The organism is Mesonia maritima (genome assembly GCF_042433895.1).
Lineage (GTDB): Bacteria > Bacteroidota > Bacteroidia > Flavobacteriales > Flavobacteriaceae > Mesonia > Mesonia maritima.
Genome location: NZ_JBHLUA010000004.1, coordinates 126700 through 144372 on the forward strand (window position 1 = coordinate 126700; position 17673 = coordinate 144372).

General features: G+C 32.9%; 13 protein-coding genes. 4 read left to right on the forward strand and 9 right to left on the reverse strand.

Annotated elements, in window-relative coordinates; all coding sequences use genetic code 11:
* Positions 1 to 103: 103 nt before the first annotated feature.
* The 3 genes from yidC to ACFFGL_RS02885 form a co-directional block, all read right to left on the reverse strand.
* Positions 104 to 1969, reverse strand: coding sequence for a membrane protein insertase YidC (gene yidC, locus ACFFGL_RS02875; protein ID WP_309728872.1), 1866 nt, complete (start codon positions 1967 to 1969; stop codon positions 104 to 106).
* 86 nt (positions 1970 to 2055) lie between these two features.
* On the reverse strand, positions 2056 to 3681 hold the full coding sequence (locus tag ACFFGL_RS02880; protein ID WP_309728871.1) for a CTP synthase: 1626 nt from the start codon (positions 3679 to 3681) through the stop codon (positions 2056 to 2058).
* A gap of 201 nt (positions 3682 to 3882) precedes the next feature.
* Positions 3883 to 4119, reverse strand: coding sequence for a DUF3820 family protein (locus ACFFGL_RS02885; protein WP_309728869.1), 237 nt, complete (start codon positions 4117 to 4119; stop codon positions 3883 to 3885).
* Between the two features lie 148 nt (positions 4120 to 4267).
* On the opposite strand from ACFFGL_RS02885, the gene sucC reads away from it, so the two are divergent.
* From sucC to ACFFGL_RS02900, 3 genes are all read left to right on the forward strand, one after another.
* Positions 4268 to 5461 (forward strand): ADP-forming succinate--CoA ligase subunit beta, encoded by a 1194-nt coding sequence (gene sucC / locus ACFFGL_RS02890; protein ID WP_309728867.1) that lies wholly within the window; start codon positions 4268 to 4270, stop codon positions 5459 to 5461.
* Between the two features lie 318 nt (positions 5462 to 5779).
* The gene (locus tag ACFFGL_RS02895) at positions 5780 to 7258 is read left to right on the forward strand and encodes a sensor histidine kinase (protein ID WP_309728865.1); all 1479 of its coding nucleotides are present in this window, start codon (positions 5780 to 5782) and stop codon (positions 7256 to 7258) included.
* Entirely contained in the window at positions 7248 to 7646 is a 399-nt protein-coding gene (locus ACFFGL_RS02900) for a response regulator (RefSeq protein ID WP_309728863.1), read from the forward strand. Before ACFFGL_RS02895 ends, ACFFGL_RS02900 begins: the two co-directional genes overlap by 11 nt.
* Before the next feature lie 25 nt (positions 7647 to 7671).
* On the opposite strand, the gene ACFFGL_RS02905 is transcribed toward ACFFGL_RS02900, so the two are convergent.
* Genes ACFFGL_RS02905 through ACFFGL_RS02915 form a run of 3 tightly spaced genes read right to left on the reverse strand, consistent with a single transcriptional unit; the run spans position 7672 to position 10009 of the window.
* Positions 7672 to 8364, reverse strand: coding sequence for a phosphoadenylyl-sulfate reductase (locus ACFFGL_RS02905; protein WP_309728861.1), 693 nt, complete (start codon positions 8362 to 8364; stop codon positions 7672 to 7674).
* Positions 8365 to 8417: 53 nt separating this feature from the next.
* Positions 8418 to 8675: a DUF1456 family protein gene (locus tag ACFFGL_RS02910; RefSeq protein WP_309728859.1), complete on the reverse strand. Its 258-nt coding sequence runs from the start codon at positions 8673 to 8675 to the stop codon at positions 8418 to 8420.
* Between the two features lie 41 nt (positions 8676 to 8716).
* Positions 8717 to 10009 (reverse strand): DUF2254 domain-containing protein, encoded by a 1293-nt coding sequence (locus ACFFGL_RS02915; protein WP_309728857.1) that lies wholly within the window; start codon positions 10007 to 10009, stop codon positions 8717 to 8719.
* A 198-nt stretch (positions 10010 to 10207) separates the two neighbouring features.
* Between ACFFGL_RS02915 and ACFFGL_RS02920 the strand changes: the two genes are divergently transcribed.
* Entirely contained in the window at positions 10208 to 10645 is a 438-nt protein-coding gene (locus ACFFGL_RS02920; protein WP_309728855.1) for an Hsp20/alpha crystallin family protein, read from the forward strand.
* 120 nt (positions 10646 to 10765) lie between these two features.
* Here ACFFGL_RS02920 and uvrB read toward each other — a convergent pair whose 3' ends face one another.
* The 3 genes from uvrB to ACFFGL_RS02935 form a co-directional block, all read right to left on the reverse strand.
* Positions 10766 to 12772, reverse strand: coding sequence for an excinuclease ABC subunit UvrB (uvrB, locus tag ACFFGL_RS02925; RefSeq protein WP_309728853.1), 2007 nt, complete (start codon positions 12770 to 12772; stop codon positions 10766 to 10768).
* A gap of 66 nt (positions 12773 to 12838) precedes the next feature.
* Entirely contained in the window at positions 12839 to 15163 is a 2325-nt protein-coding gene (locus ACFFGL_RS02930) for a choice-of-anchor L domain-containing protein (RefSeq protein WP_309728851.1), read from the reverse strand.
* A gap of 92 nt (positions 15164 to 15255) precedes the next feature.
* Positions 15256 to 17649: a gliding motility-associated C-terminal domain-containing protein gene (locus ACFFGL_RS02935; protein ID WP_309728850.1), complete on the reverse strand. Its 2394-nt coding sequence runs from the start codon at positions 17647 to 17649 to the stop codon at positions 15256 to 15258.
* Positions 17650 to 17673 lie beyond the last annotated feature (24 nt).

Genomic DNA, 17673 nt, shown 5'->3' on the forward strand with positions numbered 1-17673 from the left:
AACCTGAATCAAGTTAAGGTTGACGACGATTAACGATCTAAATTGCTTAGCATAAAAAAAGCTCCGAATTTCCTCGGAGCTTTTTATTTATAAGGAGTGAAGGTTATTTTTTGTTTTTCTGCTTTTCAGCTTCTTCCATCATTTCTTGGAATTTTCTTGCAAACTTCCCTTTCTTTTTAGGCTTCTTCTTGTTCTCCTGAATTTTCGCGTGAATCTTATCTTCATCAATAATGAAGTTTTTAATCACTAACATAATTCCGATCGTAATTAAATTTGAAGTGAAATAATAAAGCGATAATCCACTTGCGTAATTGTTAAAGAATACCAACATAAATATTGGCGAAAGGTACATGATGAATTTCATATTCGGCATTCCAGGTTGACTTTGCGGCATATTTTGCCCGGTGGTCATCGTCATATAAATAAAAATAGCAATGGAAGCTAAAATTGGGAATAAACTCACGTGATCTCCATAAAATGGGATATGAAATGGTAATTCAGCAATTACATCATAACTCGATAAATCATCTGCCCATAAAAAACTTTTCTGTCGAATATCAAACGCACTTGGGAAAAAGTGAAAAAGCGCATAAAAAACAGGGATTTGCATTAAACCTGGAATACAACCGCTCATAGGACTCGCGCCGGCTTTGCTATAAAGCTTCATTGTTTCCTGTTGCTTTTTCATCGCATTATCTTTGTACTTTTCGTTCAGTTCGTTAATTTCTGGGCGAAGCACTTTCATTTTTGCTTGTGAAACATACTGTTTGTACTGAACCGGAGAAAGCAATAATTTAACTGAAATGGTTAAGAAAATAATGGCAATTCCCGCAGGTAAAAATCCACTTAATAAATTATAAAAAGGTATGGTGAAATATTTATTGATCCATCCAAAAATTCCCCAACCTAAGGGAACGATCTCATCTAAATTTCGGTCGTAATCGTTTAATACTTTATAATCTGTCGGTCCGTAATACCAATCTAAACTTTCGTTTATTTCTCCGCCTTTTAATTTCAACGGAAGACTTGCCGCAAATTCTTTGGTGTAAACGGTATCAATTTCTTCATCTTCTACTAAATTTTTAGAGATGAATTTTCCGCGTTCAAAAGGAGAATCTGTTAATAATACAGATGTGAAGAAATGTTGCTTAAAGGCTACCCAGGTAATATCTTCATCATTCTCTTCTTCTAAATCGCCTTGACCAGTATAATCTTCTAAATCACCTTCATATTCCCACAAAATTTCAGTATACCTATTTTCATAACTAATACTTTTTGCGTGGCGATACCCTTTTAAACTCCAATCGAGGTTTATTTCATTATTTTGATTTATTACATCATTTAACCCTTGCGAACGTAGTTGGAAATCAACCATGTAATCATTTGGTTTCAATTTGTAATAATATTCTAAGTATTCATCTTCAGCAACTTTCAATTTCATGGAAAGCGCATTTCCATTCTCGGTTAGCGAAGGTTCAAAATAAAGATCTTTGGTGTTTAATTTTCGATTATCGTTGGTCGTAAAACTGATATTAAAAGTAGCGTTGTTATCTTTTATTAAGTGAACCGGAATAGAATCATAGGTTTTAAATTTCTTTAACTTAGCTTCTACAATTTGTCCACCTTTATTACTCACCACTAATTTTAAAACATCATTTTCTAGCGTAGTGGTTTTATTTTGAGCAGAAGGTAAAGTAGCCGAATATCCAAAAGCACCTAAACGCGATTGTGCTCGTGCTAATTCTAGCGAATCATTATCAGCTAATTTTTCTTCACTGCTTTCTTGCGTTGCAATGGGTTGGTTTTCATTTTCAGCTGAAATCTCATCGATTTGTTCGGTTTTGCTTTTTGAATCTACGGTTTCTACTTCAGTGCCTTGTTCTTGACTGTTGTAAAGCATCCATATTAGAATGGCTCCAATCAATACAAAACCAATAATAGAATTTAGATCTAATTTTTTATTTTCCATAGGTATAATCTAATGCGCTATATTTTTAGATAGTGAAGCATTGTCAAAAACGCCTCCATCTTTTCTATCTATGCCAAGTTGGCATTTTATTTTTTTGTTCTCTTTTTTGAAAAATCTTTTGCAGCTTTTACAAAACTAATAAATATAGGATGTGGTGAAGCTACCGTACTTTTATACTCCGGATGATATTGAACCCCAACAAACCACGGATGCGAAGGAATTTCAATAACTTCAACTAAACCGGTTTGCGGATTTATTCCTGAACTTATCATTCCGGCTTTTTCTAGTTGTTCTTGGTATTTGTTATTATATTCATAACGATGTCTATGACGCTCGCTTATGGTATTTTTTCCGTAGATTTTATGAATTAAAGTTCCTTCCTTTAAATCGCAATCCCAAGCTCCTAAGCGCATGGTTCCGCCCATTTGAGTGATATTTTTCTGATTTTCCATAATATCAATCACCGGGTTTGTAGTTCCATCGTCCATTTCAGTAGAATTCGCATCGGCTAGTTTTAGTACGTTTCGTGCATATTCAATAACTGCCATTTGCATTCCTAGACAAATTCCGAAGAAAGGTAAATCGTTTTCTCGCGCGTAATTTACAGCGGCGATTTTCCCTTCAATTCCGCGTTCACCAAAACCGGGAGCGACTAAAATTCCGTCTAGATCTTCAATTTTAGGATCTGCATTTTTCGCGTTTATAAATTCTGAATGAATACTTTTAATATTCACTTTTACTTCATTTTCTGCTCCCGCGTGAATAAAACTTTCTAAAATCGATTTATAAGAATCTTGTAATTCTACATATTTCCCAACTAAACCAATCGTAACTTCAGCTTTTGGATTTTTATGGCGTTTTAAAAACGCGTTCCATTGCGTAAGATCTGGTTTTGTTTCGTCTGAAAGGGCTAATTTTTTTAAGGTAATTGTGTCTAAACCTTCTTTTAGCATATGATTTGGGACATCATAAATTGTAGAAGCATCGATCGATTGAATGACCGCCTCTTTTTTAACATTACAAAAGAGTGCTAATTTTTCACGTAAATCTTGACTTAATTCGTGTTCTGTTCTGCACACTAAAATGTCGGCGCTAATTCCGCTTTCCATCAAGGTTTTTACGCTATGTTGAGTCGGTTTTGTTTTTAATTCTTTGGCAGCTGATAAATACGGAACCAAGGTTAAATGAATAACCAATGCGTTATTTTCACCTAATTCCCATTTTAATTGGCGAACCGATTCAATATAAGGTAAAGATTCAATATCGCCGACAGTTCCGCCGATTTCAGTAATTACAATATCATAATCGCCGCTTCTGCCTAAAATCTGAATACGGTCTTTAATTTCATTAGTAATATGCGGAACAACTTGAACCGTTTTTCCTAAAAACTCACCGCGACGTTCTTTATCGATTACACTTTGGTAAATTCTACCGGTCGTAACATTATTTGCTTGTGAAGTGTTTACATTTAAAAAACGCTCATAATGACCAAGATCTAGATCGGTTTCTGCGCCATCTTCAGTTACAAAACATTCACCGTGTTCGTAAGGATTTAAAGTTCCTGGATCTACATTTATATACGGATCTAATTTCTGAATAGTAGTTTTATATCCGCGTGCTTGAAGAAGTTTTGCTAATGAAGCTGCGATAATTCCTTTCCCGAGAGACGAAGAAACACCACCTGTTACAAAAATGTACTTAGTGTTGGCCATTTTTTAAGGTTCTTTTTACAATTTGTCTATACGGAGCGCAAAAGTACGAATAACAATTTATTTTTAACCGCTAATCAGGTAAATTGTAAAAAGGATTTTTAAAAAGCTTTTATCAAAATAAAGATTGAAGATTTTATAGCATCTTCACCCAAATGTTTTTTGAATTATTTTTTTGAAGCAAAATCTTAAGGAATTAAATTTTTACGAAGGTTTTTTATAAGTTTTCCTGATGTTTTTTAAAAGCCATTCTAAACCATTTATTTTTAATTCTAACATCGCTTTCATTTGTGTTCCAGTTTTTCCCGGTGGAAATCCTTTCTGTTGAAACCAAACAAAATAAGGCTCGGGAATATCGGTTAAATACCAATCTTTATATTTTCCGAAATGCATTTTTGCATAGGCGAGTTCAATAAGATCTTCTTGATTAATTCCATTCATATAAAGCAAAGATAATTTAATTTATAATTTTAAAGTCGACTAAAAATCTTATCATAAAGCTTTTAAGTTTTCTTTGGTAAAAAAATATTGGTACTAACTTTTACATTTCTTACTTTTGTCGTTCTAAAACTAGAAGAAAAACCTGATTATGAATTTACACGAATATCAAGGAAAAGAAATATTAAATAGCTTTGGCGTTAGAATTCAACGAGGAATTGTAGCGAGCACCACAGAAGAAGCAGTAGAAGCTGCAAAAAAATTAACCGAAGAAACCGGAACCGGATGGCACGTAATTAAAGCCCAAGTTCACGCTGGTGGGCGCGGAAAAGGCGGTGGTGTGAAACTAGCCAAAAACCTACAAGAAGTAGAAAAAATTGCTGGAGAAATTATCGGAATGCAATTGGTAACTCCACAAACTTCTGCTGAAGGAAAAAAAGTAAATCAGGTATTAGTTGCTGAAGATGTTTATTATCCAGGAGATAATGAACCTGAAGAATACTATATGTCGGTTTTATTAAATCGTGCAACCGGAAGAAATATGATTATGTATTCTACCGAAGGAGGAATGGATATCGAAACTGTTGCCGATGAAACTCCGCATTTAATTTTTACTGAAGAAATTGATCCTACTGTAGGGATTCTTCCTTTTCAAGCTCGAAAAATAGCTTTTAACTTAGGTTTATCAGGCGCGGCATTTAAAGAAATGACAAAATTTGTTACCGCTTTATATACAGCTTACGAAAAATCTGATTCTTCTTTATTTGAAATTAATCCGGTTTTAAAAACCAGTGACGATAAAATTTTAGCGGTAGATTCTAAAGTAACTTTAGACGATAACGCATTATTCCGTCATAAAGATTACGCTGCAATGCGTGACGAGCGTGAAGAAAATGCTACTGAAGTTGAAGCGAGAAAAGCTGGTTTAAGCTATGTAGATCTTGACGGAAACGTTGGTTGTATGGTAAATGGCGCGGGACTTGCAATGGCAACAATGGATTTAATTAAACACGCTGGTGGAGAACCTGCAAACTTCTTAGATGTTGGAGGAACTGCAGATGCAAAACGAGTAGAAGAGGCGTTCCGTTTAATTTTAAAAGACGATAAAGTTGAAGCGATTTTAATTAATATTTTTGGAGGTATTGTTCGTTGTGATCGTGTAGCGCAAGGAGTTGTAGATGCTTACAAAAATATGGGAGACGCGATTAACGTTCCAATTATTGTACGTTTACAAGGAACCAACGCAGATGTTGCAAAAGAATTAATCGATAATAGTGGATTGAATGTAGAAAGTGCTGTTCAGTTTAAAGAAGCAGCAGACAAAGTTCACCAAGTATTGTCCTAGTAAAGAAAACTCTTTTAAATAATAAAAATCCCGTCCAAATTGGACGGGATTTTTGTTTTAATATAATTTTAATTTCTACCTATTGAAAATAGGCTGCTAAAAAATTACATTCTTATTTATTCTCAATTTCTAAAATGCTTATGAAATTAAAGTTTAGGCTCTTTCGTGAAAAAACGGTAAGACTTATAACTATGAAAATAATCTATTCAACTAAGCATTTATGCATTCTATCGAATATTTCTTTTCTGTGGGGAAATTGATTTTAACTTCGACTTAGGTTTTATTAATAAATAGAACTATTGATTTAAATATGCGAATATGCCCCACACTAGAGCTTATAGAGAATTACTTGAAAAGACTGCCCATTATGCTAAAATGGGTAGTTGGGAAGTAGATTTAATAAACCATACAATATATTGGAGTGATGTAACCAAGTTAATTCATGGAGTTCCTCTTAATTTTGAATGTAATTTAAATGAAGCTATAAATTTCTTTAAGGATCCTGTTTCTAGAAAAAAGATAACGGAGTCCTTTGAAAATGCAGTTAAATATGATCAAGAATATGATTTGAAACTTTTATTAACTACGGCAAAAAACAAAGAAATATGGGTAAGAGCCATTGGTATGCCTGTTTTTGAAAATGGTACCTGCGTCAAGGTTTATGGCTTGTTTCAAGATATTGATGTTGAAGAAAGGCAACACAGCGAATTAAATAAACAATTACAATTTACTAATAATGTGTTTTTAAATTCAAGTATTGGAATAGTTATTTATGATAAGAACACTAATATATTTAAAGTAAATGAAGGGTTTTGTGAAATGTTGGGCTATACATCTTCAGAAATGAATAAAATGACATTTAGGGATTTTATTCATCCAGATGATTTAGAGGAATCATTAATAGGTCTTCAGAAACTAAAGAAGGGAAAAATAAAATCTTTTACTAAAGAAAAAAGATATAAGCACAAAAATGGGAAAACAATTTATATTCATTTAGTGTTAACGGTAATTCGTGATAAAGACCAAAATCCTATTCAATACTTAGGACAGGTAATAGATTTAACCAAAGAACATGAAAGTAAAGAAAAACTAAAATCATATTTAAATGTAACTAAAGATCAAAACCAGCGTTTGCTAAATTTTGCGCATATTGTATCTCATAATTTAAGGTCTCACTCTGGTAATTTAAAAATGTTATTGGATTTAATGAACATGCAATACAAAGACCAACTGAAAGAAAATGAAATCATGCCACTTTTTGATCAAGCTATTGAAGGGCTGGGAGAAACCATACAAAATTTAAATGAAGTAGTTTTGGTACATACTTCAGATAAAAAGAAATTTAAAAAACTTAATTTGATAAAATACTTAGATGCAAGTTTAGAAAGTATCTCTGCAATTATTAAAGATGAAAAGGTAGTTATAGAAAAGCCTCACGAAAAACAAGTAGATATTTTAGCGATTCCGGCTTACTTAGAAAGTATTTTATTAAATTTATTAACTAATGCTATCAAATATAGATCACCAGATAGACAATCACATATAGCTATTTCACTAGAAAATTCGGGTAGATTTATATCTTTAGCTGTGAAAGATAATGGATTAGGAATAGATTTAGTAAAGCATAAGGAAAAACTTTTTGGGATGTATAAAACTTTTCATGATCATAGCGATTCAAGAGGAATAGGTTTGTTTATAACAAAGAATCAAATTGAAGCGATGGGAGGTTTTATAGAAGTTGAAAGTGAAGTGAATAAAGGTTCATTATTTAAAGTTTATTTTAAAAATGGAAAATAAAATTAATTTAGCTTGCATTATCGATGATGATCCGATTTTTGTTTTTGGGACTAAGAAAATTTTAGAATATTCAGGATATTGTGATACTTTTTTGGTTTTTAAAAATGGTCAAGAAGCCTATAAAAATTTACGTACTCTTATTCAGCAAAAATCGGTTTTACCTGATCTTATTTTTTTAGATATTAATATGCCTATTATGGATGGTTGGGAATTCTTAGAAGAAATAGAAAAAATAGATATTCCTAAGCAATTGAAAATTTTTATGGTAACCTCCTCAGAAACACCAGCAGATAGAGAAAAAGCCAAAGAATTTTCAGTTATTAAGAAGTACGTAGTGAAGCCTATTACTCTAGATGTAATTAAAGATATTATTAAACAAATAGAATAAATTAGTAAAAAAGCAGGCTAAATTTTTATAAATGCAAACCGCATTCGGTTTTCGGGTTGTTATTCCAACGACCAGAACGATCTTCACCAGGAACGGTACAATGTTTACAGCCAATAGAATGATAACCTTTTGAAACTAACGGATGAAAAGGAAGTTGGTGTTCCTCAATATATTTATCGCGTTCTTCTTTCGTGACATCTAAAAGCGGATAGAATTTTAAAATTTCACCACGTTCCTCAAAAATATTTAAAGAAGCACGATGATCGCTTTGCCATTCCATTAAACCGGAAACCCAAACCTTATAATTTTTTTTAATGCTTTCTAACGGTTGAACTTTATTTATGGAACAACAAAAATCTGGATTTTTTTTCCAGGTTTCGTCTTTTGTTGTAAAATCGTGTTCTTCTTTTAAGGCGCTAATCGATTTTACATTTAAGCCATATTTTTCGGTAAGTGCTTTTTTGTAGCCTAAGGTTTCGTCAAAATGATAGCCGGTATCAATAAAAAATACTTCTTGTTCTTTATTTACTTCAGAAAATAATTTTAAAAGAAAAGCAGAAGTTGCAGCGAAAGAGCTGGTAAGCATAATTTCTTCCACATTAAAATCATTATAGATTTCTTCAATTCTTTTTTCTATTGAAAGTGGTTTGTATTTTTTGTTGAGTTTTTTTATTTCTTTAGCGGATAAAACGGCATTTTCATCAATAAGTTTTTCCATAAAATAGAAGCTTTTTTTTAAAAGAGCAATTACACAAATTTTTACTTGAAAGTTTATTCCGGTTTTTTAACGGGAGTTTTCTTTTTAGGCATCGGACCGCGAAGATGAATAATGAGTCCGTTTAGAAAATTCCGAAGAAATTGATCGCCACACTCTACATATTTTGGGTGATCTTCTTTTCTGAAAATTGCTCCAAGTTCAGCTTTGGTTACGTTAAAATCTACCAACTTGAAAATTTTAATAATATCGTCGTCCCGCAATTTGTGAGCGACACGTAATTTTTTAAAAATATCGTTATTGCTTAAAGCCATAGTTTTTTTATGAAGTGCAAATTTACTGAAATTAAAACTGTTTATTTTTTAATTGGTAAAGAATTATAGAGTTTTTCAATTCGCTCAATATCGGTTGGGTTTTGCAAGGTATGTTTTGCATCGTCAAAAATTAATTTTGCTTCGTTTTGCAGCGCTTCTTGATAGATTTCATTTTTAGTTTTTTGATACAATAAATATTTAAACATAATCAGTAATTTCTGCATACATGAAATATCATTTTTACAGTAGGTTCTGTAAGAAGCCATAACTTGGTAAAGCAATTCCGGGAAATTAGTAGTGGTTACAAAAATTAAAGATTGATCGTCTTGCGTTAAAACGGTATCATCATTTTTTTGAAGTCGAAGTGCAAATAATTCAGTTAAATAATCTATCGTATTAATGGCGGTTCCGGGATCGTTAATTCCAGGTGACATGGCTTTCATGCCGATTTCAGTAATTTGTTTAAAGGCTAAAGCGTAATTGTCTTCTACAAATTCAGCTCGGGCATAATTAAAATTCGACAAGATTTCATCGACTAAGTCCTCATCAATTTCTTTATTTACTTTTATAATAGGAATTCCTTTGAGTACAAAAACGCCTTGAATGGGTAGAATTTTTATTTTAATATCGTTTTCTAAGCAAATATCCATTAAATTATTCGCCGCAAATTTCTGAAAATACCCCGTTTCATTACTGTAGTAACTTACCCAATCGTCGGTTTCAGGAAAATTCGGAACTTCTTCATCTTCTTTTTTAATTAATTCTTCTAATCTCGTTTTTGCTTTGGTGTAAATAGAATCCAGGATATTATTCACCTGAATCGCCTGCGAAATACTATGAATAAAATACAGGAAGGCATAAAAACAACCCACTGTAAAAATAATTCCTAATAAAACTGAAAATCCCGGTAACTGATATTGTGCATCTTCTTTCGGATTAATTCCTACCAACGTAAAGGTATTGTAAAGAATGGTCGCTAAGTAAATCCCTAAAACATATTGGTGTTTTCTATTTGAAATTAATCCCGGTAAAACCCGTGGTGAAAAGTTACTTGAAGCCTGATTCAGTAAAACCATAACCATCGAAAAGCTAAAAACCATAATGGAAATAATTCCGCCGGTTAGGAAACTCAACAAGGTTTTAGCCGTGTCCGGATTGTTTATCACAAGTTCTGGAACATGCTCAATCACAAAAGAAGAAATTCCTTTTTTCTCCAAAAACAACATTAACATCGCGAAGTGGAAACCAATAACGCTAAAAAATGTTGGGTAAAATGCTATTTTTCCTTCAATTGTATGAAAAAAACTCGCAAGCTTATTGTAAAGTGCTCTCATGAATATAGATTACGATGCCAAGGTAGCAAGATTCCGTTAGAAATTTTCTACAGCTTAACAAAATTTTAATCGAAAAAATGACAATTTGTCGTTTATTTAAAATGTTTTTAAGTCAAAATGACAGTAAAAAATGAAATGGTACTTAAATTGTTTATATGCTATTGAAAAATTTAAACAATAACTTTAAAACATAAAATTATGAGCTTAGTAAAAAGAACAGACAATTGGTTACCATCTATTTTCGACGATATGTTTAAAACAGATTGGTTAGGCGGAACATCAAATGTAAATAATATTGGTGTGAGCATTCCGGCGGTAAATATTAAAGAAAGTGAAGATAACTTTTTAGTTGAAGTTGCCGCACCCGGAAAAACAAAAGAAGATTTTAATATTGAATTAGACAATGATGTGTTAACTATTTCTTCTGAAGAAAAGAAAGAAAACACCCAAGAAGAAAAAGGAAAGTTTACGCGTAGAGAATTTAGTTACAGTACGTTTAAAAGAGCTTTTAGTTTACCGGAAACTGTAGAAAGTGCTAAAATTTCAGCTTCTTATGAAAACGGAGTTTTGTTGATCAACTTACCCAAACGTGAAGAAGCAAAAGTACAAACTAAACGAATGATTGAAATCGCGTAAATGAATGTGATTTGATTAGTCAGAAAAAAGCCCGAGCAAGTTCGGGCTTTTTTTATTTTTTGAAATTATTTTGGAAACTAAAATGAGTTCAGTTTTCAAAAAATTGACTTATAAAATATTTTATTCCTTTTTAGTTTTCAGTTTTTCCTGTAACATTTTTAATTCATCCCTAAATTTTGCAGCAGCCATAAAATCGAGATCTTTCGCGGCTTTTTCCATCTGTTTTCGAATTTCTCGAATACGATCTTCTAACTGATTTTCATTGAAATAGGTAACTTTTTCTTCCGCAGCTTTTAAATTTGGCGCGGCTTCAAATTTATACGGTTCGGGTTTTCTTCCTGCAAGCGTGTTATCTAACGATTTATTGAGTGCCGTTGGCGTAATATTATGTTTAGTGTTATAATCGATTTGTTTTTCACGGCGGTATTCCGTTTCATCAATTGTTTTTTGCATACTGTTCGTGATTTTATCAGCATACATAATCGCTTTTCCTTCTAAATGTCGCGCGGCTCTACCAATAGTTTGCGTAAGTGAACGATTGCTTCGTAAAAAACCTTCTTTATCGGCATCTAAAATTGCAACTAACGAAACTTCAGGTAAATCTAAACCTTCCCGCAATAAATTTACACCTACTAAAACATCAAACAAACCGCGACGTAAATCTTGCATTATTTCTACCCGTTCCAAGGTGTCGATATCACTATGAATATAACGACAACGAATATCTATTCGGCTTAAATATTTGGTAAGTTCTTCCGCCATTCGTTTGGTTAACGTCGTGACCAAGGTTCGCTGATCTTTTTCTACTCGAACTTGAATTTCTTCAATTAAATCATCTATTTGATTTAAACTCGGGCGAACTTCAATTACCGGATCTAGTAAACCTGTCGGTCGAATAACTTGCTCCACATAAACGCCGCCACTTTTCTGAAGTTCATAATCTGCCGGTGTGGCACTTACATAAACCACTTGATTTTGAAGCGTTTCAAATTCTTCAAATTTTAACGGTCGGTTATCCATCGCAGCGGGAAGTCTAAACCCATATTCTACCAAATTTTCTTTTCGCGAACGGTCGCCGCCATACATTGCGCCAACTTGTGGAATCGTAACGTGACTTTCGTCAACAATCATTAAATAATCATCGGGAAAATAATCGAGCAAACAGAAAGGTCTGCTTCCAGGTTTTCTTCCGTCGAGATAACGTGAATAATTTTCAATTCCAGAACAATACCCTAATTCTTTAATCATTTCAAGATCAAAATTAGTTCGTTCTTCCAAGCGTTTCGCTTCTAAAGGTTTCGCGATATCTTTAAAATAATTTATCTGTTTTCCTAAATCTAAGGTAATCTGGTCAATAGCGCTATTTAACACATCAGGCGAAGTCACAAACATATTTGCCGGATAAATATTTAACCGACTATATTTTTCGATCACTTCATTGCTTTGCGGATCAAACGCTTCAATTTCTTCAATCTCATCTCCAAAAAAATGAATTCTGAAAGCGTCATCTGCATAACCCGGAAAAATATCTACCGTATCGCCTTTTATTCTGAAATTTCCATGTTGAAATTCAGCTTCGGTACGAGAATATAAACTTTGTACCAAGCGCTGCAATAATTTGGTTCTAGAAATTTGCTGATCGCGTTGAATTGAAATTACATTTTTCTGAAATTCTACCGGATTTCCAATACCATAAAGACAACTTACCGAAGCGACAACCAGAACATCGCGACGTCCCGATAGTAGGGAAGAAGTGGTGCTTAAACGTAACTTTTCAATTTCATCATTAATCGATAAATCTTTTTCAATATATGTTCCTGAAGTAGGAATGTAAGCTTCCGGTTGATAATAATCGTAATACGAAACAAAATATTCTACCGCGTTATTCGGGAAGAATGCTTTAAATTCATTATATAATTGAGCTGCTAAAGTTTTATTATGCGCTAAAACTAAAGTTGGTCGTTCAACTTTCTCAATGACATTTGCCATTGTAAAGGTCTTACCAGAACCGGTAACTCCAAGCAAAGTTTGGTATTTTTCTTTAGAATTTATACCGTCGACCAATTGCCGAATTGCTTCCGGTTGATCTCCAGTAGGTTGAAAGGTAGATTCGATGTTAAATTTCATCAGGGCTTTACTTAAAATTAAACGCTATTCAGTTAGAACCAAAATCAGTTTAAAATTAAACATTTGCTATCGTAATAATGTGAAATGTCCCTTAAATTCTGAACTGTTTTTAAAGCTAACGGTAAACCAATAATCGTTTGCCGGTAGATTTTTTCCATTCAACGTTCCGTTCCACGATTGGTAAGGTGAAAGTTGATAAATAAGCTTTCCGAAACGGTCGTAAATAAATATTTTTTCAACTTCCAGGTTTTCACGATTAGCACCAATTAATTTCCACGTATCGTTGTAACCATCGTTGTTTGGCGTGAAAAATCGCATGTAATCTACTACGCTAATTTTTTTAGAAACAATTCCGCAGCCATTTAAATCTTTAATATATAAGGTGTGTGTTCCGGCTTTTATAGTGAAAATGTTATTTTTTTGAAATGGAAGTTCATCGATAGCATAAACATAATCTCCAATTCCTTTCGCTAAAATTTCAACTGAAAAATTGCCAAGTTCTCCCAAAAGTTTATGGTCAATTTTTGCTTTTCCAGATTCAACCACGGTAATTGTATTGGTTATTGAGCAATTATACGTCACTCCATCAATTATTTCGGTAGCTGTAATTTCAACTTTGTAATCACCTTTTTCAGTTACCGAAAGTGTTGAAGAAGTTGAACCATTTTCCCAGAGATAAGAATAGGAATCGGAATTATTTTTTGTTCCAGCTGAAATAATTATTTCTTCATCATTTTCGCAAAATCCTTGTGTGGTTTGTTCCAAATCAATTTGAGGCGAAAGAACAGATTTTAAAACCACGGGGACAATACCTTGACAAGAATTTGTTCCGGCTCTGGCATAAACCGTTTCTGGAAGATTTTCCGCAGAAATTTCTTGGGAATTTTCAATTGAATTTTGTTGTGAAATTGCATATTCAATAGAAGTGTAAAATGTGATTCCTTGTACTTGCGAACCAATTTCAGTTTCAATAGCCATCGAAGCGGCTTGTAAATTATAACTTACTAAAGAAGTTGGTGTTTCGGCACATTCAACTAAAGAAACTGAATTGAAAACGGAAGAAGAAGTTTCTAAAGTTAACGAGACGACAATATAACAACCGGCTTGATTTTCAATTCGAGCAAAAATTATTTGATTTGGCGTTGTATTTTGGAAATTTTCTGGATTTTGGATTCGGTTTATGTCATTTTCAGCATCAGATTGATCTAAGAAAAAATCACTTACAATGAGATTTTGATTATTGTTGGTTAAATCAGAATTCGCTAAATTCAGATTAAAAGTTGAAAGTCCGTCGTCATCTGCATCACATTCTGAGAGCGTTTGGTTATTGATACTTGAAAAATCCACATATTCTATTTGTATATTATCTTCTGCTGTACAACCATTTCCGTAGTCGATAACCACTTTATAAGTTCCCGGATTTGAAACTACATATTCGGTTTCTGTACTTCCCGAAATTAGTAGAGTTTGCATGCCATTTTCAACTTTAAACCAACTATAATTTTGAGGCGTATTTCCATTATTTTGAACATTGAGCGTAAAATTTTCACCATTACAAAGCGCATTTTGTCCAATTTTATCTGGTCCTAAATCTGCCCCGATATTAAAACTTCCGCCTTCTAAAAAAACGGCAGAATCATAACGATAATTTTGCTCATCAGCGATAATAAGTTTAATATGATAAGTAGAATTAGGCGTTACATTTGCTTGCGCGGTAAGCGAAGCGGTTTGCCCGTTAAAATTTATAGGACTGTTGCTTCCATTAAATGAACCAAAATATTCTTCATTTTCGGCTTCACAACCGCCGGGAATTTCAGGATGAACGGTGGTAACTTGAACCGGAATTTGGGTACCAGGAATTACCGCAATATTAGTGTACGTTCCACCGATAGGTTTAATGAGAAAAGCAAAAACATCAGAATAAATACAGGTGTTAGAATTTCCTTCTTGATATTCTTCAGAAGCAAAAATATAATTAAATTGAATAGAGTTCGCATTAGGTGTAAAATCGAATTCAATTACTGTGGCGTTCAACGTGTTATTCACTCCTAAAACATTTTCCAGATCTGGGTCACTTCCCCAATTTGATGCATCGTCGTCACTTAAGCTATTATTTGGTCCCGGAACATTTGATAATCTTCCGGTACTCATTACAATTCCTTCAGCGTAGGGGAAATTCCCGCCATTATTTTGAAAATAACCAAAGCTTTTCTCATTATTAAAACTGCCACTAACGGAATTCGTAACATTTACATTTTCGATACAACCACTATTTATAAGAATATCTTCCACCAACTCTTGAGCAGTATACGTATTGGAATTAACCGAAATGTTTTGGCTGAAAATTAGTTGCGTTGAACTAAATAAAAGAAACAATAAAATGCGCTTCAAAACTTAAATTTTTGGGTGTGCAAAATTACAACCAAAAATGTTTATTTATTTAAAAATGTTATTGAAATTTCTAATGTTTACAATTTGGTAATCTATCGTTGCAAATAGACCCAACTTTTGTAGATTTTATAGTTAGGGTCGTTTAAATCGAGAATATAATAATACGTTCCTGTGGGTAAAGGTTTTCCTTGATTTCCAATTCCCTTGTTACTGGTTCCATCCCAAGCGGGAATATTATTGTTAGCTTCATAAATTAAATTTCCGTAGCGCGAATAAATTTTTAAGTTGAAGTTTTCAAAAATATCATACAAACCGCTAATTTCGAACGTATCGTTTACTCCATCGCCATTCGGAGAAAAACCTTCTGGAATAAATGGCGGACAGTTTTCTACTGAAACTGGAAAACTAATTACACGATAACATTTATCTGAAGTTAAATTATCTATCCGAATAAAAATTTGCTGCGGATCGCTTTCATTTTTAAAATTTGAAGGATTATTTATTGAATTTTCATCAACAAATGCATCTTGAAGTGACGTGTAATAACCAATAATTTCTTCGGAAGAATTTAGGTTAAGGTTTTCTTCAATTTCAGATAAATTGAAATAAGCGGAATTAAAGCCTTCATCACAATTTAAAAGTCCTTCAATTTCTAAAATATCAACGTCATTTACTAAAATTTGAAAATCGGTAATTGTAAAACATTCCGGGTGATTTTCATTTTCTAAACGCACAAAAATCGTTTCAGGAGAAGTATTATTTTGATAATTTGAGACGAATGAAATTGAATTCTGGTTGTTGAGCGCATCATTTTCAGTTGTAAAAAACCGTAGTTGCGTATTGGGTTGGTTATCCTGAATGATGGAACTGTTATCGGTTAAATTAAAACTCGCATTTAATTCCTCGGGATTTTCGTTGCAAAGCTCAATATCTGGAGGATTTACAGCGACCGGCGTATAAAAAATATCCAGTTTAAAAGATTCTAAAAGATAACAATCGGGATCAATGGTAGAAGAAAGTTTCAACCAAATTATTTCGGGAACGGTAGAATTCTGATAGTTTTCAGGATTAGTTATCGGGTCTAAATCAAATTCTGCATCATTTTGTTCCTGATAAAAAGTAACGCTAACATTCGACTGATTTCCGATAGCTAAACTTTCGTTTATGCTTAAATCAAATTTAGCAAATCCGTCATTACTGAGATCATCACAAACTTCTAAATCCTGTAAAGGCGAAGCAATTTCAAGATCTAATAATTGTACTGAAAGATCATCAAAATTATTGGTAGGATCAATTTCAGTGAGAATTGGATCACCATTTGCGTCAATATTTACTGACATGCTTAAAGTGAAATTATCAGGAATAGTTGCAGGAATTTGCAAGGTAATTTGATTGCTTTCTGAATCGCCAATCGGGATATCATTCATAGTCGCAGTTTGATCGACAAGTTGTCCATCAGCAAAAAAAGAAATCAAAGTATTTGCCGGTAAAAAATCAGTTGCGTTGGTGTTATAAATCGTATAATCAACTTCAATTTCTCTAGAATTACACTCTCCTGAAATATTGGTAATTTCTGGAGAAGGTTCAGGAAGCTCACTATTTAAAACAGTTACAACATTATTGATTACGATTATATCTGAACTTGAAGTCAGCTCAATTAAAGCTGAATCATCACCAATGTTAATATTATTTTGAATATTGTAAACATCAAGATCCATATTGTAAAAATTAGAATCTCCAGTAAAGCTATTTGTTCCATTAAAAGCATTAGTAGGAGGGTTTAGGGGTGGGTTACTAATTATATTCCCATTTATTCGAAGAGTTTCATTTAAAGCTAAACCTTTATCTCCCTCCCACGCTAAAAATCCAATTTTTGCACCTTGATTATCTATAACATTCAAATTAGATAAGTTAATTTGAATGAAAGAACTGTTACTATTCGGAACCCCTTGAAAACCATCATATATATTAACCTGATTTAAAGGAAGTGATTGATCTTCATATACAATAATAATTGACCATCCTCCAAAATTTACACGTCCTGAACAATATCCCGTGTTGATTTGTTGAGTTAAATCAAAATCAGAGAATGTGTATTGACCGTTTCCGGTGTTAGCTACAATATTAGTTACATCAGCAAATGCTCCAAAATAACTAAAAACAGGTGTTATATTAAACTGAAAAGTTCGTTGCGATTGAATAATTTGATTGTTAAGTTTTACTTCAAAATCGCCACTGCCCGATCCTGCCCAATAAAGATATGCAGCTATGAGACTTTGTGTGCTTAATAAATTTAAATCAGCAGAAGATTGTGTTAGAATTGTACAAGGTTGACCAGGAATATTAGTTTCATTTTCAGCTAAATTCATAGTATTACCTACAGCTGTATAATCATAATGACCATTAAACTGATTATAAAGGGATAAATCTTGACCGATAGTTGAGAGAAAGCATAAAAAAAATAATAAGGGTAATAATATTCTCATCGAACTAAACTTTTGATTTTCTGA